Source organism: Actinomyces sp. zg296 (assembly GCF_009829695.1).
In the GTDB taxonomy this organism is placed as follows: Bacteria; Actinomycetota; Actinomycetes; order Actinomycetales; family Actinomycetaceae; genus Actinomyces; species Actinomyces marmotae.
The window spans coordinates 14,896-38,870 of the sequence record NZ_VWPG01000006.1 but is presented as its reverse complement, the minus strand read 5'-3'; the positions used below and the strand labels follow the sequence as shown (position 1 = coordinate 38,870).

Below are 23,975 nucleotides of genomic sequence, written 5' to 3'. Positions count from 1 at the left end.
CCCGCGATCCGGTCCCGCGGGCCCCACCGGATGCCCCCGATTCCTCTACTCTTGAGGCGATGAGAACCGCCCCGCCCCCCTCCCACCCGGGTCCCGCCGCGCCCTCGTCGGCAACTGGCAGGGGCGCCCCCGCGGGCGAGGCCCCCCTGCTCAACATCGCCAACGCCCTGACCGTCCTGCGCATCATCCTCGTGCCGGTCTTCGTGTGGCTCATGCTCCTCCCGGGCGATGCCATGCGCCTGGCCGCCGCCCTCGTCTTCATCGTGGCCGCGGCGACCGACCGACTCGACGGGCAGCTCGCGCGCTCGCGCAACCTCATCACCAGTTTCGGCAAGATCGCCGACCCCATCGCGGACAAGGCCCTCACCCTGTCGGCCTTCATCCTGCTCAGCGTCGCCGGCCGCCTGTGGTGGTGGGTGACGGTCCTCATCATCGTGCGCGAGCTCGGCATCACTGTCATGCGCTTCGCCATGCTCCGGCGCGCCGTCATGGCGGCCTCGCGGGGCGGCAAGGCCAAGACGGTCCTGCAGATCCTCGCGCTCATAGGCCTCCTCCTGCCCTGGCACGCCGTGCTGCCCGCGACGCTGGCCACGGCCCTGCTGCGGGTCTCCTACGCGCTGGTGGCCGCCGCCCTCGTCGTCACGGTGGCCACGGGCATCGACTACGTCCTCCAGGCGATCCGCATCTCGCGTGAGAAGCCCGCCGCCGACGCCACGGGCGGCGCCGGGCATGGGTGAGGCGCCCGTCGCGGCGCCGGCCTGGCCCGAGGGGCGCCAGGCGGCGGAGGACCTGCTGCGGGCCCTGGGCGAGCGCGGGCTCACCCTCGCCGTCGCCGAGTCGCTGACCGCCGGCATGGTCTCCTCCGCGCTGGGCGGGGTGCCCGGGGCCTCAAGGGTCCTCCTGGGCGCCGTCGTTTCCTACGCCACGAGGATCAAGGCCGAGCTCCTGGGGGTCGACGCCGCCCGCCTGGCCATCACGGGGCCGGTCGACGCCGTCGTCGCCCAGCAGATGGCGCGGGGCGCCGCCCGGCTCCTCGGGGCGGATGTGGGACTGGCCACCACCGGCGTGGCCGGACCCGGCCCCGCCGACGGGCACCCGGCCGGAACGGTCTACATCGCGGCCTTCGGCCCATGGGGGGCCGTGGGCCGAAGGCTGGGCCTGACCGGCGGGCGGGATGAGATTCGCGCCGCGACGGCCCTGGCGGTCCTGAGCCTCGCCGCTCGCGCCGCGCGAGGGGACCTCTGAGGCGCCGCGGCCGTCCCCCGCATCCCCCCTCCTCCCCGCGCGGATCGGGGCGCGCTCGCGCCCATGTCATGGCTCCCTCATGAGCCTCGCCAAGCGTCCTCTCAGGCCCCGGCGACATGCTTCATGCCATCGGCCAGGGCGCGGTGATCAACCAGCGACCGGGGCCGGGAATGAACCCCACCAGTGAATGGTTGTGCCTTGTGATGAATGAGATGACTCGCCCCCGCCCCGCCCGCTCGTCCCGCCTGGCGCCCAGGATGGCGATGCGCCCGGCGCTCTCCACGGGGTACGGTTCTGCCGTGGACACCACCAAGCACGAGAACGTCCTCCTGCGCCGCGAGATCGGCGAGGTCCTCCGCTCCGTCCGCCAGCACCAGGGGCGCACCCTGCGCGAGGTCTCCTCGCAGGCGCGCGTGTCACTGGGTTACCTCTCCGAGGTTGAGCGCGGTCAGAAGGAGGCCTCCTCGGAGTTGCTCGCCTCCATCTGCCAGGCCCTCGACGCCCCCCTGTCCACAGTGCTGCGCGAGGTCTCCGAGCGCGTCGCCATGGCCGAGGGCGTCGTCATCCCCGACACCGTCCCCGACGAGCTCATCCGCCAGCAGGGTGCCATCGCGCGCTGACGTCGGCGGGCCAGCCCGATCCCCATTCCCGGAAGGCCGCGAGGCCGCCCGGGGATCCCCCTGCCCGCGCCCCTTCCCCTCCCCGATCCCCTCCCGGCCATCCGTTCCCCTGACCAGGAGCCCCCCCATGAAGCACTCGGAGTTCTGGCGCGCCCTCGACGAGGTCTTCGGCTCCGCCTACGGGCGATCGCTGGCCCAGGACCTCGTCCTGCCGCCCTGGTCGATGACGGCCGTCCAGGCCCTCGACGCCGGTGAGCCGCCTCGCGAGGTCTGGGACTCGCTCTGCCAGGAGACCGAGCGCGACGAGGCTGAGCGCTGGGTCTACCGGGACGATCCGCGCGCCCGCCGCGGGTAGCGCGCGGTCGCCGCCGCGCGGCGGTGAGGCTCCCAGCCGCTCGGGTGGCTGCGCGGGCCCAGCCGGGAGTGGCGCCGTCGCCTCTGCCCCGTGACACGCCGGGGCGGCTCCGCTTGCGGATTCGAACACGTGTTCGGCTAGAGTTCACCACGGACGCGCCACGAGCCCCCACAGGCCCCGTTCTGTGGAGGCTCGCGGATACATGTCAGTGGTCCGGCATACCGTCGTCCACGAGCCCCGGAGAGGGGATCCCGTCCACGAGGACCAGCCCTGAACACCGCGGCCCACCGCCGCCCGAGCCGGAGAAGAGACCATGCCCGCAGCAACCCAGAACCAGGATCGATCCAAGGCCCTGGCCACCGCCCTTGCCCAGATCGACAAGTCTTTCGGCAAGGGCTCCGTCATGCGCCTGGGCGATGACAGCCGTCCTCCCGTGGCCGTCATCCCCACCGGCTCCACCGCGCTCGATGTCGCGCTCGGGATCGGTGGCCTGCCCCGTGGCCGCATCATCGAGATCTACGGCCCCGAGTCGTCCGGTAAGACCACCGTCGCCCTCCACGCCGTCGCCAGCGCCCAGAGGGCCGGCGGGAACGCCGCCTTCATCGATGCTGAGCACGCCCTGGACCCGGTCTACGCCAAGGCCCTCGGGGTGGACACGGACAACCTGCTCGTGTCCCAGCCGGATACCGGGGAACAGGCCCTGGAGATCGCGGACATGCTTATCCGCTCCGGCGGCCTGGACATCATCGTCATCGACTCCGTGGCCGCGCTGGTGCCCAAGGCTGAGATCGAGGGGGAGATGGGGGACTCGCACGTCGGCCTCCAGGCCCGCCTCATGAGCCAGGCGCTGCGCAAAATCACCGGTGCCCTGTCCGCCACGGGCACCACGGCTATCTTCATCAACCAGCTGCGAGAGAAGATCGGCGTCTTCTTCGGCAGCCCCGAGACCACCACGGGCGGCAAGGCCCTCAAGTTCTACGCCTCCGTGCGCATCGATGTGCGCCGCATCCAGACCCTCAAGGACGGGGACCAGCCCGTGGGCAACCGCACCCGCGCCAAGGTGGTGAAGAACAAGATGGCCCCGCCCTTCAAGCAGGCTGAGTTCGACATCCTCTACGGCCGCGGCATCTCCCGCGAGGGCGGCCTGCTGGACCTGGGCGTGGAGAACGGCATCGTGCGCAAGTCCGGCGCCTGGTTCACCTACGGCACGGACCAGTTGGGTCAGGGCAAGGAGAACGCCCGCGCCTTCCTCGCGGACAACCCCGCCCTGGCCGATGAGATCGAGCAGAAGATCCTCGCCGCCCTGGGGATTGGGGAGGCCGGGCGCAAGGCCCAGGAGGAGGCAGCGGCCCGGGCGGCCGCAGCGGAGGCCGATGCGGCGGCAGCGGCGGCCGAGGCCGCCCTCGAGGCCGCCGCGGGGACGAAGGCCCCCGCCAAGGCCGTGGGGCGCGGCTCGGGCAGAGGCTCGGGCAGGGGCGGCGCCAAGAGCAGCGCCAAGAAGTCCTCCGCCCTCGATATCGACGCCGCTTTCGGTGAGGACGCCGGTGGCTTCTGATGCCCTGGCTCATCCCTGACGAGCATCAGGAAGAGGTCGAGGCGGCGCGGGAGATCGTGTTGCGCCGCCTCGACCGCGCCCCCGCCTCCCGCGCGGCCCTGGCCGAGTTGCTGGAGCGCAAGGAGGTGGATCACCGCGTGGCGCAGGAGGTCCTCGACCGCCTCGAGGCCGCTGGCCTCATCGATGACGGCGCTTACGCCGCGACTCTTGCGCGCACCCGCTTCGCTGAGAAGGGCGCGGCCCGGCGGGCCATCGCCGCTGAGTTGCGGCGCAAGGGCCTGGGGGAGCGGGCGATCAGCGGGGCCTTGGCCCAGATCAGCGGCGACGACGAGGCCGGCGCCGCGCTCGCCCTGGCCCGCAAGAGGCTGCGCGCCACGCGCGGGCTCGATCCGGTGGTCCGTCGGCGGCGCGCCCTGGCGGCGCTGGGCCGCAAGGGCCACTCCCAGGCCGTGGCCCTGGATGCCTTCGAGCGAGCCCTGGCCGAGGAGGCCCGGGAGGGCCAGGGCCCCGACGGTCACTGAGCCGGTCGGCCGCCCAGCGCGGGCCGGCACGACCGCGCCGACCGGCGCCGTCCGCACCCACTGGCGCGGGCAGGACGCACCACTGGGAGGAAATGGCGCCACTCGGTGGGCAGGCCGTCGGCAGCCCCGGTGGCGCCCACGCCTATTCCTGAGCCGCCGCGGCCAGGGCGCTCCAGGCGGCCAGGCCGCAGGCTGTGAGCACGGGCGTCGCGCCCGCGGGGCCCATGCCTGGCGCCAGGGTGGAGGCGTGCTCGGCGATCATCTCCCACAGGTCGATGGCGTCCTCAGCCCCGCAGAACACCATCAGGCAGTCCGCCTCGCCCACGCGCTCTCGTGCCAGGATCACCGTGTGCCCACAGGCGGTGGCCCGCACGGCCGCCCCGTCGCGCAATCGCCGCAGGAGACCGGGGCCGCAGAGCACGTCGGGCCCGCAGTCCTCCCCGCCGGGGGCATTGTCCTCGGCCAGCAGGGCGGCGGGCATCCCCGCCCCGGACTCGACGACGCCGCGCATGACCTCCTCCGCTCGGGGCCCCGCTACGGCGATGAGCGCGATCGACTCCGTCGCGTCGATGATGCCCTCCCACCGCGGGATGGCGCCATGGGCCGTCCCTATGGCGCTGCGTCGGTCGGCGGCGCTCGTGACCACGAGGAACTCCTCGTCCCCCAGCCGGTAGATGGTGGCAGGAGCGGCGTCGGCCGCTAGCCGAGCCCGCAGGGCGCGGCCAACGGGGAGGGAGGAGGCCGGGCCGGCCGAAGCGGGGCCGTCGGGGTCGGCGCCGGTGAGCGCGGCATCGAGGGAGGCGCCCGCCGCGGGGCCCTGCGCCTTGAACGTGCCCAGGTGGGACAGGTCGAGGATGCCGGCGCAGCCCCGCAGCGCCTCCAGTTCGCCGTCGCCGGGGGCGTAGCGCAGCGGGACCTCCCAGCCGTCGCGGATGGTGAAGGTGGCGCCGAGCGCCTCGTGAATGCCGTGCAGGCAGACGCGCCGCGCCCTCGCCGCTGTTGCCATCGTCGTCCCCTCCTCGCCTCGCCCCCGGAGGTGCCTTTCCCCAATCGTAGTGGGCGCCGCGACGATCGCGGCCCCTGCCCACCCGGCCTGGGATCCGGGAGGGCAGGGGCCAACGCCATCGGGGAACGGTCGGGGGGCTGAGTGGGGCGTCGGCTCAGCCCTTCTCCTTCGAGGTCTTGAACAGGAGGTTCACCTGCTCGTTGTACTCGTTGAGGGTGGAGGCCGGCACGCGGTTGACGTAGACGTCCGCGACCCCCGGCTTGATGATCGCGTTCACGTCGGCGCCGAAGTACGTCAACGGGAAGTAGAACGTTCCGCCGTTGTCCTCCTCCAGGTAGCTGGTGAAGGGCTTGGTGGGCAGCCCGGTCTTCTCGAAGACCTCTACCGCCTTCTCAGTGGAGGCCGTGATCGCCGGGAAGACGATCCCGTAGGAGGCCACGATGTCCTGCGCCTCCTGGGTTCCCAGGAAGGCCACCCATTTCGAGGCGCCCTCGATGTTCTTCGAATTCTTGACGATCGAGTCGCCCAGGCCGTTCATGAGGGAGACGGACTTGCCGTTCGGCCCCACCGGGTGGGCGACAATGCCGACGTCGATCTCCATCTTGGCGTAGGTGTTGAACATCCAGGCGCCGGCGACGCATAGCGCGATCGAGCCGCTGGCGAGCTGCACATCGGTGCCGTTTCCCTTGGCGAACGTGCCGGCAGGGGCCATGTAGCCCTTGTCGATGAGCCCGAAGTACCAGTCGAGGGTGTCCTGGAACTGCTTCTCGTCGTAGCGGTAGCGGGTGCCCCAGGTCTCCTTATCCGTGTAGTGCCAATCACCGACGCTGCCTGTGAAGGGGCTCCACTGGGTCTGGCCGTCCGAGGAGCCCTCATCGGCGATGCCGGTGGCGTAGACGGCCACGTTCTTGGGGTCGAAGCCCGGCTCGTCGCCGCGCACGCCGTTCTTATCAATGGTCAGGCGGGCGAGGATCTTCTCGAAGCTGCCGCCGTCGGTGAGGTTCCAGGACCATCCCTCCAGGTCCTTCTCGCTCAGGCCGGCGTCGGCGAGCATGGCCTTGTTGTAGAAGACCGCCTCGGTGTCCCAGTCCTTGGGGCAGCCGTACTGGTGCCCGTCGTCGCCCTTCCACAGGTCGATGAGGCCGTCCTGGAAGGCCTGGGTCTCCACGCCGGACCACGCCGGCTGCTCATCGAGGGGGAGGAGGATGTCCAGATCCACGAACTGGGCGAACTTGGCGATGTGGTCGGTGAAGACGTCCGGGGCGGTGTCGGCGATGAAGCCCGCGGTGAGCTTCGTCCAGTAATCATCCCAACCGATCTGGGTGATGTTGACAGTAATGCCGGTCTTGGCCTTGAAGGCTTCGGCGCAGGCCTGGTAAGCGGGCAGCTGCGCGGAGTCCCACAGCCAGTACTCCACGGTGTTGGGGTCCGAGCCTCTCGATCCGGAGCAGGCTGCCAGGGTCATGGCGGCGGCCCCTGAGGCCAGGCCGCACAGGAGGGAGCGCCGCGAGAGCGCCGAGCGCAGGATGGGGAGAGAGGGGGTCGTCATCTGGTGCCTCACTTGATGCCTGTAAAGCCGATGGAGTTGACGATGCGCCGGGCGAAGGCCATGAACAGCAGCAGCATCGGGAGGGCCGCCACGAGCGTGGCCGCCATGAGGCCGGACCAGTCCGGGCCGGTCTGGGGCGCCTGGGACTTGAAGACCGCCAGCGCCACGGTGAGCACCCGGGAGGAGCCCGAGTAGGAGACCAGCAGCGGCCAGAAGTAGTCGTTCCAGGCCGTGATGTAGGTGAGAATCCCCAGCGTGGTGATGGGCGCTTTCGCCATGGGAAGGATGAGGGTGAGGAAGACCCTCGTCTTCGAGGCCCCGTCCAGGAGGGCCGCCTCCTCCAGCTCCCGGGGGATGTTCATGAAGAACTGGCGCAGGAAGAACACCGCGAAGGGCGTCATGAGCATCGTCGGCAGCGCCACGCCCAGGAGGGTGTCGATGAGGCGCAGCTGCTTCATGAGCACGAAGTTCGGAAGCAGGGTGAAGATCGAGGGCACCATGAGCGCGGCCAGGAAGATGGCGAAGACGGCATCGCGGCCCTTCCAGCGCAGGCGCGAGAAGGAGTAGGCGGCCATGGCAGAGAAGAACACCTGGCCCACCGTGACCAGCGTGGACACGATGATCGAGTTGCGCAGGTAGAGCCAGAAGTTGATCTCCGCGCCGGAGCCGCCGTCGGCGATCGCCGCCTCGGTGGACTGCATGCCGAAGACCCTGGCGAAAGCCCGGAAGTTGAGGTCCACGGGCAGGGGGTTGGCGGGATCTGCGTAGATGCCCGCGTTGGAGGACAGCGCGGTGCGCAGCACCCAGTAGAAGGGCAGGAGCGTGAAGGCCATGATGAGGGCCATGGCGGCCCAGGCGGCGACGCGACCTGCCGAGACGCGCTTCTCGGGGGCGCTGCGCCTCTTGGGGGCGCTGTCCGCCCCGGCCCTCCCGGATGCGGCTGAGGGGGTGGTGACAGTGGTGGTCATGGTCGGTTCCCTCTCAGTTCAGATCGGTCTCGCCCGCACGGGTCATGCGGTACTGCAGGGCGGTGATCGCCGCCAGGATGAGGAGCAGCCCGACGGCCATCGCGGAGGCGTAGCCGAACTGGAAGCGGCTGAACGCCATGTCGTACAGGTAGAACTGCAGCACGCGGCTGGCGTTGACCGGGCCGCCGGCGGTGGTCACGGAGACCGTGTCGAAGACCTGGAAGGAGCCGATCACCGTCATGATGAGGACCAAGGCGAGGATCGGGCGCAGCAGCGGCATGGTGATGCGCCAGAACATCGTCCACTCGCTGGCGCCGTCCACCTTGCCCGCCTCGTAGACGTCCCCGGGGATCGCCTGGAGGCCGGCGAAGATGAGCAGCGCCGTGTAGCCCACGTGCCGCCACACGTTGATGATGGCGATCGTGGGGATCGCCAGCGAGGAGGAGAAGAAGTCCACGCGGTCGCCGAGCACCGCCTCGATGACCTGGTTGGAGATGCCCAGCGTGTTGTCCAGCAGCCACAGCCACAGCATGGCGGCCACGACGTTCGACACGAGGTAGGGGGTCAGCACGATGGAGCGCACGAGCGTCGACTGGGTCAAGCGCTGCATGAGGACGGCGATGACGAGGGCCAGCACCGTCTGCAGGCCGATGTTGATGACCACGTACTCCAGGGTCACCCGAACCGCGTTCCAGAAGATCTTGTCCTGGACCATGCGGGAGTAGTTGGCCAGCCCGTTGAAGGAGGCCGGGGTCAGCAGGTTGTACTCGGTGAAGGACAGCCAGATGCCCCGCAGCAGTGGCCAGATGTAGAAGGCGAGGAGCCCGATGCCCGCGGGGGCGATGAAGGCCCATCCCAGGCGGGCGTCGCTGCGCGGCCTGGCGCGCAGTCGTGGGGCCGATGAGGCGATGGTGGTCATGGTTCCTTCCAGATCATCGTCGAAACGGATAGGGGGCAGGGGCGAGTCGGATGGAGGGGGCCGGGGACGACGACGGCGAGCAGGCCCTGCGCCCCAGCGCCGGCCGCTCGCGGGTCGGCGGGTCAGTCGACGGCGGTGGCGCGCACCAGCACGAGGTGGTCGGGGTGGAGGATCGGCAGGGCCAGGCCGGTCGTGGACAGGTACGAGCCCGGCAGGGTGACCGGCTCGTCCATCCACCTCGGGCGCAGGGACAGTTCGGGGTACGACGGCGCCGCGAGCTCGATCCGGTAGCGGCGCCCCGGGTCCAGGCCGGGCAGTGGCCGGGGGGCCGTCGGCCAGGAGATGGTCTGCCCCAGGCAGGCGATCTCGTAGACCGCCTCGGAGCCATCGGCGGACACCACGCCCTCGATCCGCAGGGCGTCGTCGTCGGCCAGGTCCGCGTGGACCGTCAGGCCCGAGTGCAGCAGGGGGCGCAGTTCCTTGTGCAGGGCGATGATCGAGGCCAGGCGCTCGCGGTCGTCGTCGTCGGCGCTGGTGAGGTCCCATTCGACGCCCATGTGCCCCCATAGGGCCGTGCCCGCGCGGAAGTCGAGGTCGAGGTCGCGGAGCGTCGTGTGCGCGCGGCCGTCGCCCACATGCGTGCCGACGAGCTCGGGGGGCAGCAGCAGCATGGTGCCGCGCTGGATGTCCTGGCGGTCATGGGCGTCGATGGAGTCCGAGGCCCACACCCGCTGGGCGCGCTCCATGATGCCCATGTCGATGCGGCCGCCGCCGCCGGCGCAGGATTCGATCTCCAGGTCCTCGAAGCGCTCGCGCAGGGCGTCGAGGAGGCGGTAGAGGGCGAGGGTCTGGTCGTGGACGGCCGCTCCGCCGCGCCGGCCGGCCGTGGGGGAGGCCGCCTCGTGGCCGACGGCCACGAGCGGGGAGTTGTGGTCCCACTTGATGTAGGCGATGGAGTAGCGCTCCACGAGGGCGCTGATCGACTCGAACAGGTAGTCCCAGGCGCCGGGGGCGCACAGGTCAAGGACGCGCTGGTTGCGGTGCTCGGGAGCGCCCCCCGCCCCGTCGGACAGGATCCAGTCCGGGTGGGCGCGGGCGAGCTCGGAGTCCACGTTGATCATCTCCGGCTCGAACCACAGCCCGAACTCCATGCCGAGCTCGTGGACGCGATCCACGAGAGGGCCCAGGCCCTCGGGCCAGGCCTCGGCCGAGACCCGCCAGTCGCCCAGGCCCGAGGTGTCGTCGCGGCGGGAGCCGAACCAGCCGTCGTCGAGGACGAAGCGCTCGATGCCCACGTCCGCGGCGAGCTCGGCCAGGCGCGTGAGCTTGTCGAGCCGGTGGTCGAAGTAGACGGCCTCCCAGGTGTTGAGCAGCACCGGCCGGGGGCGCTGAGGGTGGGAGGGCAGTGAGCGCAGGAAGGCGTGGGAGCGGTGCGCCAGCGCGTCCAGGCCCTCGCCCCAGGAGAAGACCGCCCACGGGGAGGTGTAGGACTCCCCCGGGGCCAGGATGACCTCACCGGGGGCGAGCAGCTCGCCGGCGCCGATGAGCGCCCTGCCCTGGGAGGGGCTCATGATGAGCGAGCGCGTGGAGCCCGACCAGGCCAGGTGGACGCCGTGGACCGTGCCCGCGCGCCAGCCGAAGCCGGCGCGTCCGGCGGCGAGCCAGGTGGTGGCGTCGTGCCCGGGCCGGCCCTCCCAGGACTCGCGCAGGTGCGTGCCCGCGGTGAGGCGGTGGCGCTGGAGGCGGCGCTCATTGATGTGGTGCCCGGACATGTCCAGGATCTCATTGGCGCCCTGGGGGAGGGGCAGCGCGGGAGTGATCTCGTCGACGACGAGGCCGCTGGCCAGCTCGAGGCGCCCGCCCGGCTCGTTGGTGACCGTGGCGCGCACGCGCACGAGCCCGGACTCCTCCAGGCGGATCTCGCTGACGATGCTCACCCCGTGCGCCTCATCGACGGCCGTCGAGACGACGATGGGGGTGGTGGGAGCGGCAGGCCCCTCCACGGCGGCCGGTGGTTCCTCGGCCCACCACTCGTGGTCGACCTGGGTGGGGTGGAAGGAGAAGGCGGTTCCGTCCACCCGGTGCAGGCCGATGGCGGGGCGGGCCGACCAGCCCAGGCTGGCGTGGGGGAGGATCGGCAGGTCGTTGCAGATCCAGGCGGAGTTCGCGCCGAGTGTGGTGGCTGACGCGCGGCCGGCGTCCTGGAGGGCGCTGCCGTCGAGGGGGCCGAGATCGGCCCCCCAGTGGCGCACCACGGGGAAGCGGTCCACGGGGGTGTCCAGAACAAGGGAGGTGCCGCCGGAGCGGAGGTGGAGGGTCATCGTCGTCCTTCCGGGCCCGAGGGGGCCTCCTGGCGGTCCGCGACGCCGCGAACCATTCCTTTCAAGATGAAAATAAATGGGTGGTGATGAGGTGTCAAGACCCTGCTCACATGGAGGGAGCCTCGGGCGCCGGGAGGGCGCAGGGGCGCCCGGAGGGTGGCGGGGCGCGCGTCCCGTGGGGGCGCCGGGCGCCGGTGTGGCAGGATTCCCCCGGCGGACGACGAGCGCATGGGGGAGGAGCGGGCATGGAGGCCACCGCTGCCGCGGGACCGGCATCGAGGGTGCTCCTGCGCTTGGCGGCCGCCGGTCCCCGGACCCGCACGGACCTGGCCGATCATCTCGGCCTGTCGGCGCCCACGCTCTCCCGCGCCGTGCGCCCGCTGATCGAGGACGGCCTGCTCCTAGAGGATGAGCCGTCCGCGCCGACCGCCGCTGAGGCCGGGCGCCCTGCCAAACGCCTGCGCCTCGCGCCCCGCGCCGCCGCGCTGCTCGGCATCAAGCTCACTGCCAAGGACCTTTACGCCCAGGTCATCGACCCGCTCGGCTCTCCGCTCGTCGAGGTTTCCGAGCCCCTGGCCGCGCGGGATCCGGACGGCGTCGTCGAGCAGATCGCAGGGCTCTCCCGGCGCATCGAGCGCTCCACCGGGATGGCGCTGTCCGGCATCGGGCTGTCGCTGGGGGCCAGCGTGGTGGATGGCGCCACCATCGCAGTCGCCCCCTTCCTGGGGTGGCGGGATGAGCCCATCGGGGAGCGGCTGCGGGAGGCCACCGGGCTCGACGCCATCGTGGCCAATGATGTGCGCGCCTTCACCCACGCCGAGGCCTGGTTCGGGCTCGGCCACGGCGTCGATCCCTTCGCCCTGCTCACCATCGGAGCGGGGATCGGCTGCGGCCTCGTCATCGGGGGGCGCACGATCGCCGGGGCTCACGGCGCCGCCGGCAGCATCGGCCATCTTCCCCTGCGTGAGGAGGGCCCGGCCTGCGAGATGGGCCACGTGGGCTGCGCCCGGGCGCTCGCGGCCGCGCCGGGCATTGCCCACCAGGCCTCGGAGGTGCTCGGGCACCATGTGTCCCCGGAGGAGATCGTCGGGCCCGCGGGGCTCACCGAACTCGCCCGCGATCCCCAGCTGGCGGGCGTCCTCGAGGCCGCCTCCGACGCCGCCGGGAGGATCGTCGGCTCGATCGTGGCCCTCGTCGATCCTGAGCTCGTCGTGGTCTCCGGGGAGTCGGTGGGGCTCGTTGAGGCGCACCGGCAGGTCTTCGACGCCGCCGTGGAGAGATCCCGCCACTGGTCCGCGCCGCCGCCGCGCATCCTCACCCGTTCCTTCTCCTTCGGCGAGTGGGCGCGTGGCGCCGCCGCTCTGGCCATCGAGCCGTGGACCCGCGCGGTCGAGGCCGGCCTGAGGGGCTCCAGCGCCTAGACTGCCTGGCGATGACTGCCACGATGACCACTCCGATGAGCGCCGCCGACGCGCGCGCCCCGCGCACCTACCACGTGCGCACTCTCGGCTGCCAGATGAACGTCCACGACTCCGAGCGCATGGCCGGGCTCCTCGAGGCCGCGGGCTACGTGAGCGCGGACGACGTCCCCGCCGCCGCGGCCCGCGCCACTGAGGCCGGCGACGGCGGCGCGGATGTTGTCATTGTCAACACCTGCTCTGTGCGGGAGAACGCCGCCACGCGCCTGTTCGGCAATCTCGGCCAACTGGCCGCCGTCAAGCGAGAGCGCCCCGGGATGCAGATCGCCGTCGCCGGGTGCCTCGCCCAGCAGATGGGACAGGGGATCGTGGACAGGGCGCCGTGGGTCGACGTCGTCTTCGGCACCCACAACCTCGACGCTCTGCCGGCCCTGCTCGAGCGCGCCCGCCACAACGCGGCGGCCGCCGTCGAGATCGAGGAGTCCCTCAAGGTCTTCCCCTCCACCCTGCCCACCCGCCGCGAGTCCGCCTACGCCGCCTGGGTCTCCATTGCCGTGGGCTGCAACAACACATGCACCTTCTGCATCGTGCCCTCCCTGCGCGGCAAGCAGCGCGACCGCCGACCCGGGGAGGTCCTGGCCGAGATCGAGGCGGTCGCGAACCAGGGCGCCATCGAGGTCACGCTGCTGGGCCAGAACGTCAACTCCTACGGGGTCGGCTTCGGGGACCGCGGCGCCTTCGCCAAGCTGCTGCGCGCCGCGGGGGGAGTTGAGGGCATCGAGCGGGTGCGCTTCACCAGCCCCCACCCGGCGGCCTTCACCGACGACGTCATCGAGGCCATGGCCTCCACCCCCGCCGTCATGCCCAGCCTCCACATGCCGCTGCAATCCGGATCCGACCGCGTCCTTCGCGCCATGCGCCGCTCCTACCGCTCCGAGCGGTTCCTCAGGATCCTTCAGCGCGTGCGCGCCGCCATGCCCGAGGCGGCCATCACCACCGACATCATCGTCGGCTTCCCCGGGGAGACGGAGGAGGACTTCCAGGCCACGCTCGACATCGTCGAGGAGGCCCGCTTCGCCTCCGCCTTCACCTTCGAGTACTCCCCGCGCCCCGGAACGCCCGCGGCGGACCTGGAGCCCGTGCCCGCCGAGGTGGTTAAGGACCGCTACCGCCGCCTGGACGAGCTCGTGCGGCGCATCACCCATGAGGAGAACATGGCCCAGGAGGGCCGGGTGATCGAGGTTCTCGTGGCCGAGGGCGAGGGGCGGCGCGACGCCGTCACCGCCCGCGTCTCGGGGCGCGCCGCGGACAACCGCCTCGTCCACGCCGCCCTGCCCGCCGGGCTGTCCGCTCACGACTACGCGCAGGGAGCGCCCCGGCCCGGGGATATGGTGACCGTACGTGTCACCCATGGCGCGCCCCACAACCTCATCGCCGACTCCGCCCTGTGCGGGCGGGCGCTGAGCGAGGCCGAGCGCGCTGCCGGGGAGGCCCGCTCCGCCGGGGATCGCGCCTGGTACGACGACGGGCCCGCCCTGTTCGAGGTGCGCCGTACCCGCGCCGGCGACGCCTGGGAGCGCCGCCAGGCCCAGACCCATGCCGCGCCGGAGTCTGACACCGCCCCGGTGAGCCTGGGACTGCCCACCCTGCGCGTGGGCGCGTCAGGACCCGCTCGCTGAGGAGGCGGCGGTCCAGATCGGGACGGGACCGCGAGGCCGTCTTCGTGGTCTCCGGATCCTTGCGGCCCCGGTGCCTGTGACAAGGGGCCACTCGTCCAGACCTAGGACGAACTCTTCCCCATTGCGGCCCCGGTACCTGTGGCAAGGGAGTCTCCTCAGGGGCCGTCGCTCGGAGACGAGCGCGAGGATCGCCGCGGCAATGATGATCGCCATGACGATCCTGCTCTGGGAGACGCGCTCATGGGGGCGTGCCGGGGCTCTCATGGCACGCGGATCAATCGCGTGCGCGCAGCCATAGCCTCGGCGAGCGAGGGAGCCGCACTGACCGGTGCGGATGGCGCCGACTGGTGCGGATGGCTCCGACTGGTGCGGGGAGGACGCACCGCTGGGTGCGGATGGCTCCGCTCGGGGTGGATGGCCCCGACTGGTGCGGGGAACACCGACTGGTGCGGGGAGGACGCACCGCTGGGTGCAGATGGCTCCGCTCGGGGTGGATGGCCCCGCTGGGTGTGGATGGCTCCGCTCGGGGTGGATGGCCCCGCTGGGTGCGGATGGCGCCGACTGGTGCGGGGAGGACGCACCGCCAGCCGCGGATACCCCCGCTGGCCGCTTGCGGCGCGACCGGCTGGTCAGGCGGTGAACAGCGAGCCGGGCAGGCCCCGGGAGACCTCCGCGCTCCCGTCAGCGCGCAGGACGGCGCACTCGAAGCGCAGGCCCGAGGCTGCCAGCTCCTCCGGGCGAGTGAGGAAAAGCGCGGTGGATAGGCCGTCCGCGGCAGCGCAGGTCTCGGCGATCGCCCAGGTCGCCGTCATCCGGGCCGCCGGCCTGCCGGTGAGGCCGTCGAGGATGTGATGCAGGCCGTCGCCCCACGCCCGGCGACTGGTCCCCGAGCCGGCCACCGCGCCGCGCGCGATCTCCACGGCGCCGACCACGCGGGTGCTATCGGCGGGATCCTCCAGCCCGATTCTCACCGGCTCGTCGGTATGGACGAGCACGTCCCCGCCAGCGTCGACGACGAAGTCCTCCACACCCGATTCCAGGAGCAGCGCCCCCACGAGGTCTGCGAGGAATCCCTTGCAGACCGCGCCCACATCCACCAGTGCGGGGCGCTTGAGGATGAGCGCGTCCCCCTCGTGATGGGCGAGCTCCCCCCACGTTCCCCGGCCCGGCGGGCCCAGGTTCGTCACCGACCCGGCGCGCACGGTGAAGGAGTAGGCGGGGTCGTAGCCGAGGGCGACCAGGTCAGCGCCCACCAGCGGATCGATCCGGCCCCCGGTGGCGGCGTGAAGGCGGTCGTACAGGTCCAGCATGGCCCCTGACCCCTCCGGCAGCTCCAGGCGGATCGGCCCGCCGCCGAGCCTCCCGTCCGCGGCTCGGCTGATGAGGGAGTCGGCGCGGAACCTCGACCACGTGCTCTCGAATCCCTCGACCAGCGATATGACGCCCTGGCGCGCTTGGTGGGGAAGTGGGTCACGGCTGCGGATCGACCACACGGAGCCCGTGGCCGAGAAGGCCCAGGCCCCGGGCCCCGTCATGCCCGGTCCGGGCCTCTCAGGGAGCTGCTCGGCGGACGATCGCGACATATCAGGCATCCTAGATGAATTGACCTTCGCTCGAAGGTGAGCCTACCCTGCGTGACGAAGGTCTAATTTGTGAAGAAACCATGCGCGAGGTCGGTCGACGGCCCCGGCGACGTCGAAGGATCTGCCTCATGCTCCTGCCCCCCGGCCCTCCCCATGGCAGCGCCATGCTCCTGCCCGCGCGTCATCGGGATGCTCCGAGCGCGGCTCCCGCCCGCCTGGTGGCCGCCCTGATCGCGGCACTGCTGATGCCCCTGCTGATCTCCTCGCTGACCTCCTCCCTCGCGCCGGCGGCCGCCGCCCCGGCCCGCGAGGCCACAGCCCCGACCGACTACTCGACCTGGTCCGAGGTCGCCGGCGCCGTGGGGGCGAAGATCGACTCCGCTCTGGCCGATTACTCCTCCGGCAACACCACCGGGGCGGCCGCCGACTTCCAGAGCGCGCTCAGCTTCGACTACGTGGCCTCCAATATCGGGGAGGTCATCTCGGCGCGCATCGGGCAGGACGCGGCCGCCGAGCACCAGAGCGCCTTCGCCACCCTGAAGAAGGACGCCCTGGTGAAGGGCAACGACGACTCCCTCGCCGCGGGCTCCGCCGCCCTCAAGGCCTCCATCGCACAGGCGGCGACGACTCTTGACGCGATGAGCGACCTCGCCGGCCCCCGTGACTACGCCGCCGCCAAGACGGCCACCATCCAGGCGCAGCGCGAGCAGATCCAGGCCAGCAAGAAGCAGGTCAACTCCGGGCGCGGCGAGCGCTCCTGGGCCGAGGTGGCCCAGGAGATGAGCGCCCTCATCCAGGAGGGCGTCTCCAAGGCCAGGGCGGGCGACGGCGAGGGCGGCGCCGAGAGGGTCAACAAGGCCTACTACGGCTACTACGAGAAGCTCGGCTTCGAGAAGACCGTGCTGACGGCGATCTCGGGGGATCGTGTCTCCAAGGTCGAGCACCAGTTCAAGGTGGTCCGCAAGACCATGCTCGCCGGCGAGGACCCGTCCGCCGCCGCGGCTGAGCTCACCTCCATGATCAGGGAGGACGCCGCGGCGCTCGACGGAGGGGCGGCGGCATCGGTCAACCCCGTCAAGGCCTTCTTCACCAGTTCCTTCGGCCAGGCGCTCCTCATCCTGCTGCGCGAGGGTCTTGAGGCCATCCTCGTCGTCGCCGCCATCATCGCCTATCTCCTCAAGGCTGGGATGAAGGACCGGGTCAAGCACATCTACGCCGGCATCGTGCTCGCCCTCATCGCCAGCGGGATCGTGGCGGTCCTGTTCAACCTCCTCTACGACTCCGCCTCCTCCCACCAGGAGATCCTTGAGGGCGTGGTCGCGCTGGTCGCCATGCTCATGCTGCTCGGGACATCCAACTGGATGCTCTCCAAATCCTCGGTGGCGTCTTGGAACGCCTACATCAAGGACCGCACCCGGGCCTCGGTCTCCAACGGCGGCTTCTGGGCCCTGGCCATGCTCTCCTTCCTCGCGGTCTTCCGCGAGGGGGCCGAGACCGTCCTCTTCTACCAGGCGCTGTTCGCCATCGATCCGTCCGGCTCAGCCTCCATCTGGCAGGGATTCGCCGTGGGGGCGGCCATCCTCGTCGTCGTCTTCCTCCTCATCCGCTACACCAGCGTGAGGATCCCGCTGCGCCCGTTCTTCGCCATCACGAGCGCGCTCATGGCCGTCCTCGTGGTCGTCTTCGCCGGAGGGGGCGTGCACGCCCTCATCGAGGGGGATGTCGTCCCCGCCACCTACCTGCCCGGCTGGCCCACCCACGACTTCCTCGGCCTCTACCCCTATCGGGAGACCCTCGCGGCTCAGGCGGTCATGGGCGGGGTCGTCATCGGCCTGGCGGTCGCATCCGTCATCAAGCGCCGACGCGAGGATCGGGCCAGAGTCGCCGCCGAGGGAGCGGATGGCGATGAGACCGCCAGCACCCCTTGAGGGGAGACCCTCCCATCATGCTCCCCGGGTGATGCCCGGGGCCACAGGGCGCCACCGGCGCCGAATCCCGCACCCTGAGAACATTAGGAGCATCCCATGCGCACCAAGACCGCACTGACCCGCCGCGGCGCGATCGCCGTCGCGGCCACCATCTCAATGGCAGGAGCCCTGGCGGCCTGCGGCTCCGACAAGGAGGCCGCCTCCTCGGGCTCGTCGGCGAAGTCCTCCGGCGGCGCGGCGTCCAAGGACGCGGCCTCCAAGGACGCGGCCGCGGACTCCGGAGCCGGTTTCGAGGAGTACCCGGTCGGCTCGGATAAGCAGATCGAGGAGCAGGCGAACGTCGCCGTCGTCTACTTCCAGCCCGTGGACATGAAGCCCGCCGGCATGGCCCTGGAGGCCGCCAAGGCCAACTTTCACCTTGAGGCCGACATCTCCGCCCTGGAGTCCAACACCCTGGGCTACGGCTCCGGCGACTTCATCCCGGGCCTGACCGTCGACTACGAGATCACGGACAAGGCGACGGGCGCCGTGGCCAACAACGGCCAGGCCAAGGGCACCTTCATGCAGATGAACGCCTCGGACGGCCCTCACTACGGCGCCAACATCGCCCTGCCCGACGCCGGGCAGTACGTCCTCAAGCTCACCGTCCACAGCCCCGCCGAGAACGGCTGGGTCCTCCACTCCGACCCCGAGACCGGCGTCAAGGGCGACTTCTGGACGGTCCCCGCCGAGCTCAGCTGGGACTGGGACTACACCCCCATGGAGTGGTGAGGGCCGTGGCCGGGTAGCGGGGGAGTCGCGCGCGGGGGAGTCTCGGCGCGCGTCAGTCAGGCACCTCCTGGCGCGCGCCGCCCCTCCCGCCCCTCCGCCCCCGGGCCCCACCCATACACCGCCCTCTTCCGCGCAACGATCGAAGGATCCCCCATGCTCGAGCGCTTCGCCGCCGTCGTCGGCGGGATGACCCTGCCGTTCCTGCTCTACGCCGCGCTCGCCGTCGTCCTCGTCCCGCCGCGCCCCGAGGGGTGGCCCCTGACTAGCCGGGCCCGCCTGGGCGCCTCCGCGCTCGGCCTGGGCGCCGGAATCGTCTTCGCCTGGCTGCGGGCCTCGGCGGCGATCACCTCGCGCACGGCCGTCAACATCCCCGCCGTGGCCGCCACCGTCATCGCCGATGGGATCCTGCTCATCGTCCTGGCGGCCCTCGTCATCCGCCCCCGATGGGGGCATGGCGGATGGACGGCCGTGGTGGCCAACGCCTCCGCCTGCGCCGTCCTCGCCCTGGCCTTCTTCCGCGCCGTCCCCGAGATGATCCTCCAGCTCACCGCCTTCATCAAGCCGGGGGAGGAGGTCCTCTCCTCGCAGATGCTGCTGCGGATCCTCGGCTTCTCCGTCGGCTGGGCGGCGGTGGGAGTCCTGGCCTTCATCTACTACAGGGCCGCCCGCCGCGCCCCCGTCCCCCTGGCCCGGACCGCCGTCCTCGTCCTCGTCGCCATCGTCGCCCTCCTCCACACGACCACCCTGGCGCGCATGCTCCACTCCACCAGGCGCGCCAGGCTCAGCGGCAAGGCCTTCCGGGCGATGATCTGGGTGACGAACAACGACGAGGGCGTTATCCTCATCGCCGCCGCCACGGTGCTGCTCATCCCCATGATCGTCGCCTTCCTGGTGACCCTGCGCAGGATCCCCGAGCAGGGCAACCCGGCCCTGCGCCGCCGGGAGATCGCGGGGCGGCGCCGCACCAGGCGCTGGGTGATCGCCTCCGGGGCGGGGCTGGCCGCCCTCGTGGCCACCCGGACCGTCCTGGTCAGGATCATCAACGAGGTTCCGACGCTCTCCGATCCCGAGCCCTACACCGTCAGCGAGGGCACGGCCCGCATCGACCTCGCCAAGATCGCGGATGGCCACCTCCACCGCTACGCCTACACCGCGGCCAAGGGCACCGAGGTCCGATTCCTCGTGATCCTCAAGAACGGCGGCTCCTACGGCGTGGGCCTGGACGCCTGCATCTCCTGCGGACCGGCCGGGTACTACGAGAAGGACGGCAAGGTGATCTGCAAGCGCTGCGATGTGGCCATCAACCCCGCGACCATCGGCTTCAAGGGAGGGTGCAACCCCATCCCGATCGACTTCACCGTCGACGGCGGTTCTCTCACCATCACCACTGATGCCCTTGAGGCCTCCGCCGAGGTCTTCGCATGAGGCCGTCGCCCGACGCCCTCGATGCCCCCGCCACCGCCATCCGGGAAGGAATGGGCTGATGCTCCTCATGCGCATCATCCACCGCTCGTTCACGCGCCAGCCCCTCAGGCGCGGCCTCATCGCCCTGACCGTGGCGCTGTCGACCGCGATCAGCGTGGCGATGCTCGGCGTCGTCCTCGACGTCGGGGACAAGCTGAACGCCGAGCTGACCGCCTACGGGTCGAACATCGTCGTGGCCCCCAAGGCCGATGCCGTCGTGTCCAGCCTCTATGAGACCTCGGGGGAGCAAGAGGCCACCTCCTACCTGCGTGAGGACGAGCTGCCCAAGATCAAGACGGTCTTCTGGGCTTACAACATCGTCGACTTCGCCCCGCTGCTCAACAGCCGCGCCCAGGTCTCGGCCAGCGGCTCCGGCGCCTCCAGCTCCATGACCGTGACGGGCACCTGGTTCAACAAGGAACTCGCCCTGCCCACCGGCGAGAGCACCGAGGCGGGATTGACCACCATGCGCTCGTGGTGGAAGCTCACTGGCTCCTGGCCCCGCGACGACGCCGACGAGGCGATCATCGGCGCCACGGCGGCCTCCGAGCTCGGGGTGTCCACCGGCGACACCCTCACCCTCACCACGGCGACGGGGAGCCGCGACCTCACCATCACCGGCGTCTACACCTCCGGCGATGCCGACGACTCGCGCATCCACGCCCCCCTCGATCTCGTCCAGGGGCTCAGCGGGCATGAGGGGCAGGTCGCTAAGATCGAGGTCAAGGCCCTGACCACCCCCGAGAACGAGCTCAGCCGCAAGGCCGCGGCCAATCCCAAGCTGCTGTCCCCCGCGGACTGGGAGACCTGGTACTGCACCGCCTACCCCTCCTCGATCGCCTACCAGATCAGCGAGGTCATCACCGGTTCCGTGGCCAAGCAGGTCCGGCAGGTCGCCGCCGTCGAGGGCAACGTCCTGCAGAAGACGCAGGCCCTCATGATCCTCATGACCGTCCTCAGCCTGGTGGCGGCCGCGCTCGCCACCGCCTCCCTGACCACCGCCTCCCTGGTGGAGCGCACTGGTGAGTTCGCCCTCCTCAAGGCCATCGGGGCCTCATCGGCCTCGGTGAACAGACTGATACTGGGGGAGACCGCCGTCGTGGGGGTCATCGGCCTGCTCGCGGGCAGCGCCCTGGGAACGGGGCTGGCGCAGATCATCGGGAAGGTCGTCTTCGACTCGGGGATCACCATGCGCCCCATGGTGTTCGTCATCGTCGCGGTGCTCGTCGCGCTCGTGCTCGTCGCCGCCACCGCCTCCTCGATGCGGGCGATCCTGCGGATACAGCCCGCCACGGCCCTGCACAGGAGATGAGCCCGATGACCGCGACTCCCACGACGCCCGCGCCCTCCCCGAGCCCGGCGCGATCCGGGACCGATCGCCGTGCCCCGAGGCGCATGACGAACCGGAGGATGTTCGCCACGATGCTCATCGGCGCCATGGCGCGCCGGCGCTCGCGCGCGCTCACGGCGATCCTGTCTTCCGCCGTCGGCGCGGCGACCCTGTTCTGCCTGGCCGCCATCTGCCTGGCGGTCCCGGCCCAGGTCAGCGCGCAGATCCGCCAGTTCGGGGCCAATCTCATCGTCGTGCCCATCTCCGAGAAGGGGGCGGCCCACAGGGTCTCGGACGCCGATGCGCGGGCGATCACCGCCGCGGCGGCCCGGGCCAGCGGGACCCCCGAGTCCGCGCTGCGCACGGCCGCCTACCGCTATGAGACGGTGCGCATCAACAAGTCGCCGCATCTCGCCGCCGGCATCGACGTCGACGCCGTGCGCGCGCTCAACGGCCACTGGGAGATCCAGGGGGAGTGGCCCACCGCGGGCAGGGTCCTGGTCGGCAAGGACATCGCCGACTCGGCGGGGTTGTCGGTCGGCTCGGTCCTGACCGTCGACTACCTGTCCAGCGACAGCCTCTCCCTGACGGGAGGCGCGGCCCCGAGCGCCCCCGCCCCGCACTCGGCCCACGGCTCTCATGCCCCCGCCCCGCACTCGACCCACGGCTCTCATGCCCACGGCTCCCACGCCGATGGCTCGCATGCCCACGGCTCCCATTCCCAGGCCTCCTCCGGGGTTTCCAGGGAGTGGCGCGTGGCCGGGATCGTCGACACCGGTGGCGAGGAGGATGACATCATCTATGCCACCAGCGCCGACATCGACGATCTCACCGGCCAGTCCAAGCCCGGCTACGACGTCGTCGAGATGTCCGTGAGCACCGACTCCACGGATATGTCCACGATCGCCGACTCGATCCAGGCCAGCGCCGACGGCGTCCGCGCCCAGCCGGTGGCCAAGATGACCGCGGGCACCGCCCGCATCATCACCATGCTCGACACCCTGTTCTGGGTGGTCTGCCTCATCGTGCTCGCCCTGACCCTCATGGGGGTCTCCACCACCATGACCGTCATCGTCGCGGAGCGGCGCAACGAGATCGGCCTGCGCAAGGCCCTGGGGGCCACGGGGCGCGCCATCTCGATGGAGTTCTACTCCGAGGCCGCCATCCTCGGGCTCATCGGCGGCGCGCTCGGGATGGCGGCCGGCCATGGCCTGGCCCAGGCCGTGAGCACCAGCGTCTTCGACGCCCCGATCCCGTTCTCCTGGTGGCTGGCCTCCCTGTGCGTCGCCCTCACGGCGCTCGTGGCCATCATCGCCTCCATCGCCCCGGTGCGCAGCGCCTCGCGCATCGATCCCGCCGTCGTCCTGAGAGAGGAATGACATGCTGCTCACGCTCTCGAACGTCTACAAGACCTACGGGGACCTCCACGCCCTGGAGGACCTCAGCCTCACCGTTGAGCGGGGGGAGTGGCTCTCGATCGTCGGCTCATCGGGCTCGGGCAAGACCACGCTCATGAACATCATCGGCTGCATGGACACCCCCACCCGGGGCGCGGTCACCCTCGATGGGCGCGAGCTCGGCCGCCTGAGCGCCTCCCAGCTCACCGACATCCGCAAGAACGTGATCGGGCTGGTCTTCCAGCAGTTCCACCTCATCCCGCACCTGACCGCCATCGAGAACGTCATGGTGGCGCAGTACTACCACTCCATGACCGATGAGAAGGAGGCCATGGCGGCGCTCGACGGCGTGGGCCTGGCCGATCGCGCCAAGCACCTGCCCTCCCAGCTCTCCGGCGGCGAGCAGCAGCGCGTGTGCATCGCGCGGGCCCTCATCAACCACCCCGAGATCGTGCTGGCCGATGAGCCCACCGGGAACCTCGACGAGGCCAACGAGCAACTGGTGCTCGACATCTTCGCCCGCCTCCACGCCGAGGGCACCACGCTCATCGTCGTCACCCATGATGCCCATGTCGCCTCCTGCGGCCAGCGACAGATCCTGCTCAACCACGGGCGCCTCGTGGGGGAGAGGATCAACGCCGACGGAGCACGCAGCGGCCGTAGGGCATCGGACATGCTGGACTTCGCCTCCGACGGCGCCGAGCGCCATGATGGGGAGGATCATGATGGCACCGGCCAGCACGACCGCGACCAGGAGGGTGAGGACGAATGATGAGCGCGCGCGCACGGGGGGACGACGGGAGCGGCGGGGGCGCCCGCGGCGGGAGCGCCGGAGCGGCCCGGAGGGCGCTGTCCCTGACCGGCGCCGCCATGGCGGCGCTCTCCCTGGCCGCCTGCGGCGGCAATGACACCGCCCCGGGCCAGGGCGAGTACGCCGGCCGGGCCCAGGGGGCGGGGCAGGGGCCCATGGCCCGGACGGGGGCGCCGACGAGCGCCTCCGCCCCGCCGGCCTCCCCCACGGCCGGCCCCTACGCGGACGGCTCCTACCGGGACACCCAGGCCTACAGGGGCGTGGATGAGCTGCCCGCCGATGAGTCCATCGACGTCTCCGTGACCCTGAGCGACGGCGCGATCACGGATGTCACGGTCACCGGGCACGCAGGCAACGCCACCTCGGAGAATTTCATCCGGGGCTTCACCTCCAGGATCAAGGGCGCCGTCGTCGGCAAGAGCATCGAGCAGGCGCATGTGACCGCGCTTGCCGGGGCCTCCAAGACCTCCGCCGCCTTCAACGCGGCGATCGACGCCATCGCGGAGCAGGCCCGTGGCTAGCCTTCTGCCGACGG

Annotated in this window: 21 protein-coding genes; 15 read left to right on the top strand and 6 right to left on the bottom strand. The window is 71.2% G+C overall.

Annotated elements, in window-relative coordinates; genetic code table 11:
- The first annotated feature begins 59 nt into the window (after positions 1–59).
- The 6 genes from pgsA to GVV76_RS06530 all read left to right on the top strand — a co-directional run bounded on the left by pgsA (position 60) and on the right by GVV76_RS06530 (position 4,296).
- Positions 60–737 carry a CDP-diacylglycerol--glycerol-3-phosphate 3-phosphatidyltransferase gene (gene pgsA / locus GVV76_RS06555; RefSeq protein ID WP_159625840.1) on the top strand — a complete coding sequence of 226 codons (678 nt, stop codon included), beginning with the start codon at positions 60–62 and terminating at the stop codon, positions 735–737.
- Entirely contained in the window at positions 730–1,245 is a 516-nt protein-coding gene (locus GVV76_RS06550; protein WP_159625837.1) for a CinA family protein, read from the top strand. Before pgsA ends, GVV76_RS06550 begins: the two co-directional genes overlap by 8 nt.
- A gap of 203 nt (positions 1,246–1,448) precedes the next feature.
- A complete protein-coding gene (locus GVV76_RS06545; protein WP_413227751.1) occupies positions 1,449–1,865 on the top strand; it encodes a helix-turn-helix domain-containing protein in 417 nt (138 codons plus the stop codon).
- A gap of 127 nt (positions 1,866–1,992) precedes the next feature.
- Complete coding sequence (locus GVV76_RS06540; protein ID WP_159523902.1) at positions 1,993–2,220, top strand: DUF3046 domain-containing protein; 228 nt, start codon at positions 1,993–1,995, stop codon at positions 2,218–2,220.
- Between the two features lie 313 nt (positions 2,221–2,533).
- On the top strand, positions 2,534–3,775 hold the full coding sequence (recA, locus tag GVV76_RS06535) for a recombinase RecA (RefSeq protein ID WP_159625835.1): 1,242 nt from the start codon (positions 2,534–2,536) through the stop codon (positions 3,773–3,775).
- Positions 3,775–4,296, top strand: a complete 522-nt coding sequence (locus GVV76_RS06530; protein WP_159625833.1) for a regulatory protein RecX — start codon at positions 3,775–3,777, stop codon at positions 4,294–4,296. The genes recA and GVV76_RS06530 overlap by 1 nt, the downstream gene beginning before the upstream one ends.
- A gap of 142 nt (positions 4,297–4,438) precedes the next feature.
- Here the strand turns inward: GVV76_RS06530 and GVV76_RS06525 are convergent, their stop codons facing one another.
- From GVV76_RS06525 to GVV76_RS06505, 5 genes are all read right to left on the bottom strand, one after another.
- Positions 4,439–5,302, bottom strand: coding sequence for a hypothetical protein (locus GVV76_RS06525; protein ID WP_159625831.1), 864 nt, complete (start codon positions 5,300–5,302; stop codon positions 4,439–4,441).
- A 154-nt stretch (positions 5,303–5,456) separates the two neighbouring features.
- Positions 5,457–6,851 (bottom strand): ABC transporter substrate-binding protein, encoded by a 1,395-nt coding sequence (locus tag GVV76_RS06520; protein WP_159625829.1) that lies wholly within the window; start codon positions 6,849–6,851, stop codon positions 5,457–5,459.
- 8 nt (positions 6,852–6,859) lie between these two features.
- The gene (locus GVV76_RS06515; RefSeq protein ID WP_159625827.1) at positions 6,860–7,819 is read right to left on the bottom strand and encodes a carbohydrate ABC transporter permease; all 960 of its coding nucleotides are present in this window, start codon (positions 7,817–7,819) and stop codon (positions 6,860–6,862) included.
- Positions 7,820–7,832: 13 nt separating this feature from the next.
- Complete coding sequence (locus GVV76_RS06510) at positions 7,833–8,738, bottom strand: carbohydrate ABC transporter permease (protein WP_159625825.1); 906 nt, start codon at positions 8,736–8,738, stop codon at positions 7,833–7,835.
- A 122-nt stretch (positions 8,739–8,860) separates the two neighbouring features.
- Entirely contained in the window at positions 8,861–11,059 is a 2,199-nt protein-coding gene (locus GVV76_RS06505) for an alpha-galactosidase (protein ID WP_159625823.1), read from the bottom strand.
- A gap of 245 nt (positions 11,060–11,304) precedes the next feature.
- Between GVV76_RS06505 and GVV76_RS06500 the strand changes: the two genes are divergently transcribed.
- Positions 11,305–12,480 (top strand): ROK family transcriptional regulator, encoded by a 1,176-nt coding sequence (locus GVV76_RS06500; protein WP_159625821.1) that lies wholly within the window; start codon positions 11,305–11,307, stop codon positions 12,478–12,480.
- A gap of 11 nt (positions 12,481–12,491) precedes the next feature.
- A complete protein-coding gene (gene miaB / locus GVV76_RS06495; protein ID WP_159625819.1) occupies positions 12,492–14,156 on the top strand; it encodes a tRNA (N6-isopentenyl adenosine(37)-C2)-methylthiotransferase MiaB in 1,665 nt (554 codons plus the stop codon).
- Between the two features lie 629 nt (positions 14,157–14,785).
- Here miaB and GVV76_RS06490 read toward each other — a convergent pair.
- Positions 14,786–15,739 (bottom strand): FAD:protein FMN transferase, encoded by a 954-nt coding sequence (locus GVV76_RS06490; protein ID WP_159625817.1) that lies wholly within the window; start codon positions 15,737–15,739, stop codon positions 14,786–14,788.
- Positions 15,740–15,867: 128 nt separating this feature from the next.
- Between GVV76_RS06490 and GVV76_RS06485 the strand changes: the two genes are divergently transcribed.
- From GVV76_RS06485 to GVV76_RS06455, 7 genes are all read left to right on the top strand, one after another.
- Positions 15,868–17,667, top strand: a complete 1,800-nt coding sequence (locus GVV76_RS06485) for an FTR1 family iron permease (protein WP_236263274.1) — start codon at positions 15,868–15,870, stop codon at positions 17,665–17,667.
- A 96-nt stretch (positions 17,668–17,763) separates the two neighbouring features.
- Positions 17,764–18,438, top strand: a complete 675-nt coding sequence (locus tag GVV76_RS06480; protein WP_159625815.1) for an iron transporter — start codon at positions 17,764–17,766, stop codon at positions 18,436–18,438.
- Positions 18,439–18,591: 153 nt separating this feature from the next.
- The gene (locus tag GVV76_RS06475; protein WP_159625813.1) at positions 18,592–19,863 is read left to right on the top strand and encodes a DUF2318 domain-containing protein; all 1,272 of its coding nucleotides are present in this window, start codon (positions 18,592–18,594) and stop codon (positions 19,861–19,863) included.
- A 58-nt stretch (positions 19,864–19,921) separates the two neighbouring features.
- Complete coding sequence (locus GVV76_RS06470; protein ID WP_159625811.1) at positions 19,922–21,214, top strand: ABC transporter permease; 1,293 nt, start codon at positions 19,922–19,924, stop codon at positions 21,212–21,214.
- 83 nt (positions 21,215–21,297) lie between these two features.
- Positions 21,298–22,611 carry an ABC transporter permease gene (locus GVV76_RS06465; RefSeq protein WP_159625809.1) on the top strand — a complete coding sequence of 438 codons (1,314 nt, stop codon included), beginning with the start codon at positions 21,298–21,300 and terminating at the stop codon, positions 22,609–22,611.
- 1 nt (position 22,612) lies between these two features.
- On the top strand, positions 22,613–23,401 hold the full coding sequence (locus GVV76_RS06460) for an ABC transporter ATP-binding protein (RefSeq protein ID WP_159523931.1): 789 nt from the start codon (positions 22,613–22,615) through the stop codon (positions 23,399–23,401).
- On the top strand, positions 23,401–23,961 hold the full coding sequence (locus tag GVV76_RS06455; RefSeq protein ID WP_159625807.1) for an FMN-binding protein: 561 nt from the start codon (positions 23,401–23,403) through the stop codon (positions 23,959–23,961). Before GVV76_RS06460 ends, GVV76_RS06455 begins: the two co-directional genes overlap by 1 nt.
- The last annotated feature ends 14 nt before the right edge of the window (positions 23,962–23,975 follow it).